Source organism: Candidatus Culexarchaeum yellowstonense (genome assembly GCF_024707025.1).
Lineage (GTDB): Archaea > Thermoproteota > Methanomethylicia > Culexarchaeales > Culexarchaeaceae > Culexarchaeum.
On the sequence record NZ_JANGFQ010000141.1, the window covers coordinates 1 to 2,751 of the forward strand.

At 35.7% G+C, this 2,751-nt stretch carries 5 protein-coding genes and 1 pseudogene; 2 read left to right on the forward strand and 4 right to left on the reverse strand.

All coding sequences use genetic code 11. The features are described from left to right. Positions 1 to 588 (reverse strand): Lrp/AsnC family transcriptional regulator (locus MRT15_RS09715; RefSeq protein ID WP_304329895.1); only part of this gene is annotated, 588 nt, incomplete at its 3' end. Between the two features lie 63 nt (positions 589 to 651). Then, positions 652 to 894, reverse strand: a complete 243-nt coding sequence (locus tag MRT15_RS09720; RefSeq protein ID WP_304329896.1) for a hypothetical protein — start codon at positions 892 to 894, stop codon at positions 652 to 654. 215 nt (positions 895 to 1,109) lie between these two features. Here MRT15_RS09720 and MRT15_RS09725 point away from each other — a divergent pair, with 215 nt between their 5' ends. Then, positions 1,110 to 1,595, forward strand: coding sequence for a hypothetical protein (locus tag MRT15_RS09725; RefSeq protein ID WP_304329897.1), 486 nt, complete (start codon positions 1,110 to 1,112; stop codon positions 1,593 to 1,595). A 100-nt stretch (positions 1,596 to 1,695) separates the two neighbouring features. Here MRT15_RS09725 and MRT15_RS09730 read toward each other — a convergent pair whose 3' ends face one another. Both MRT15_RS09730 and MRT15_RS09735 read right to left on the reverse strand, forming a co-directional pair. Then, on the reverse strand, positions 1,696 to 2,100 hold the full coding sequence (locus tag MRT15_RS09730) for a hypothetical protein (RefSeq protein ID WP_304329898.1): 405 nt from the start codon (positions 2,098 to 2,100) through the stop codon (positions 1,696 to 1,698). A 94-nt stretch (positions 2,101 to 2,194) separates the two neighbouring features. Continuing rightward, entirely contained in the window at positions 2,195 to 2,464 is a 270-nt protein-coding gene (locus MRT15_RS09735; protein ID WP_304329899.1) for a DUF6364 family protein, read from the reverse strand. Positions 2,465 to 2,531: 67 nt separating this feature from the next. Here MRT15_RS09735 and MRT15_RS09740 point away from each other — a divergent pair. Beyond that, positions 2,532 to 2,751: pseudogene (locus MRT15_RS09740) on the forward strand (hypothetical protein); the annotation flags it as partial.

Sequence of the window (2,751 nt, forward strand, 5' to 3'; positions counted from 1 at the left end):
CATATCAGATTTATCCAACTTATGTAGTATTGATGGTGGATATGCCTCTAATTCAGCTGGTCCCTTCAAAGATTCCACATATTTACCCCAATCATCCCAATCGAACGTCCATTCATCCTTCTTCACATCATAATATGTGAAGTCATTGTCCCTCCAAATCCATTTAGCTAAAGAGGTAAAGTATATGTAATCGTCAATTAAGCCTAATTCGCGCAACTTATCAAAAAGCTCTAATAAATATCCTAAACTGTTTTTGGGCATCATAAATATATTCATTAAACCATTGAATGCTCCAAGACACCTCACACTAAACCTCGTATACGGATGTAATTCTCCAACTTTCTCGATTATCGGTACATTTTTCCACTTTGTATTCATGAATATTATTACTGGCTCTTGTCCTAATGCAGATGGGGATATTTGTGCTGAAATGCTACGTATTACTTTACTCTGTATTAATTGTTGCAATCTTTTTGATAAAGTTTTTACATTAACTCCAGTTTCCTTACTTAGCTCCGTTATTGTTGCTAAAGGATTTCTCCCTAAGGCTGTAAGTATCCTGTAATCTATTTCATCGAGTTCCTGCACTTCAGTTCACCACCATAGCTCTCACATGCTCTAACGGGCTCTGGTAGCTCTAGATGCTCTAGTCTATTCGTTTGGAAATCCTGGATCCCAGCCTGGTGGATCAAATTTTACTATTTTTACGAGTTCTCCCTTACCATCATATATTGCTATTGTAACCCAAGTTTTCCCATTCTCGTCTTTTTCTACCGATATCACTTCCATTTTGGCTAGGGTTGGTGTAGCTAATGTTGTTGTCAGTATTAGTGTTAGTATTGTTAGGCTTAATAGTATTAGAGCCTTTCTTTCAAGGATTCCAGTTTTCTGCATACCCATCGCTTTAACTTATGTCCAATTTACATATAAATTTTACTATTTTATTGGCTTCTTTTGCAAGTTTACTCCAAGCTCTTAAGCATATTATGTATTCATCTTGTTTATATCTTGCTATTTTCTCTCTTTTTCAATATATTTTTGTTATATTGTTTGCATATATATGCAATTTTTTGGTAAGCTTTATATAGTTGTTTACCATATTTTTGCATGTGACCCTTAAAATTTTCAGTATCCCCTACTCTATTAGTGTACTTTCAACAGTATCTCTTATCATATTCTCCCTTATGGGTTGGGTTAACTCCATAGTTTACACATATCGTTTTGGTGGTGTTGGCTCTTTAAGTGTTCAGCTCGTAAACTCCACATATGACTCGTCAAGCAACACAAGCACATTCACATTTAAGATCGTTAATGATGGTGTTGAAGCCATCAAGCTCATGGACATAAATGTTAATGGTTTATCGGTTAAAAGTATTAGTGGGGTTAAGGTTTTTAGGTGTTCAAGTTTTGAGTATGATTTAGGTATAAACCCAAACTACACACCCCAAAATGATTTCACAACAATAATTCTTGGGAAATCCACAATCTACATAATCATATGTATGCAGGGAGCTAAAAATGGCATGGAATTCACATTCACACTATCCAAACTAAACTCGAACAGCATAATAAACTATAAAGTCTCCACAAACTGACTTCAAAACTATCAAATAACTAGCAACTCGCATATTTTCAAATCATTATTTGAATTAAGTTTACATTTAGATTAATCAGCTCTTGGGTAAGTGGGTATTTTCATTTAAGCTCTGGTGATGGTGCTTCCACAACCCTTTCTCCTGGAGCTACTTTATCAATATAGATTGGAACATATCCATACTTCTTGTATACGTTTTCAGCAAGCCTCCCCTTATCATCATAGCATCCCACGATGGCGCCTTTAAATATTGCCACATACTTCCCACAATATTGCGGGTCTCTGGCAAGTTTGTCTTTAATCTTCAGGAAAGCTTTCCTCTCCTCCTCAACTTGCAAAATATATTCAAGTTGTTTCTCATTGGTAGGTAAGCTGCTTCGCTCAACATAATCCTTTATCAACTCAACGATAACTTCATTCCTCTTCCCCCTCCCCCTTTCATGCATTACTATTAAGCTAAATAATCTCCACAGATCATCATCAACATTAATGGTTATCTTCACCATAATTACCATTTAAAAATAATTATTTGAATACCCATAACCTTTTCCCTTATGATGAATGCTGGGAAATGATGCTGTCGTAACATCAATGTATGTTTTATTGATCTCTGCCCTCCCTTACGAGTTCCACAGCACTTTTACTGCTGATTATTGTGAATGGATGCTTACCCTCAATCCTCCTTTTCATTAGGAGGTTTATGTCTTCTTCTGATATGCTTGTTTCATCTTTCAGAATTTCCTCCGCCTCTATTTCCCTTTTTAAAAGTTCTTCTATCATGGATTTCAATGTTACGCCTCTTATGGTTGCGAGGATCTTAGCTTTCCTCCATAATTCCTCATTTACCCTTAAACTTACCCTTTTATCCATACATTACTGTATTCATTTGTGGGAAACCGTTATATATTGTTTGTTTTATTCATTTATCGTGGTTTCAATGTTGAGTTTTAGTGTTGTTTGTAGTGGTTGTGGTTCTGTTTATCCTGCTGATAAACCTATTAATGTTTGCTCTAAGTGTGGTGGTGCTCTACTTTACAAGTATGATTTCTCTAGGATTGGTTTTGGTAGGGATGTTTTTGCTGGTAGGTTTGATAGTTTTTGGAAGTATTTGGAGTTTACGCCTCTAAGGAGTTCCAGTGATATTGTTTCTCTTGGTG

Bases quoted from the DNA above. Each gene is read 5' to 3' on its own strand.
- MRT15_RS09720 (WP_304329896.1), bottom strand. From the start codon at position 894: ATGCAGAAAACTGGAATCCTTGAAAGAAAGGCTCTAATACTATTAAGC.
- MRT15_RS09730 (WP_304329898.1), bottom strand. From the start codon at position 2,100: ATGGTGAAGATAACCATTAATGTTGATGATGATCTGTGGAGATTATTT.
- MRT15_RS09735 (WP_304329899.1), bottom strand. From the start codon at position 2,464: ATGGATAAAAGGGTAAGTTTAAGGGTAAATGAGGAATTATGGAGGAAA.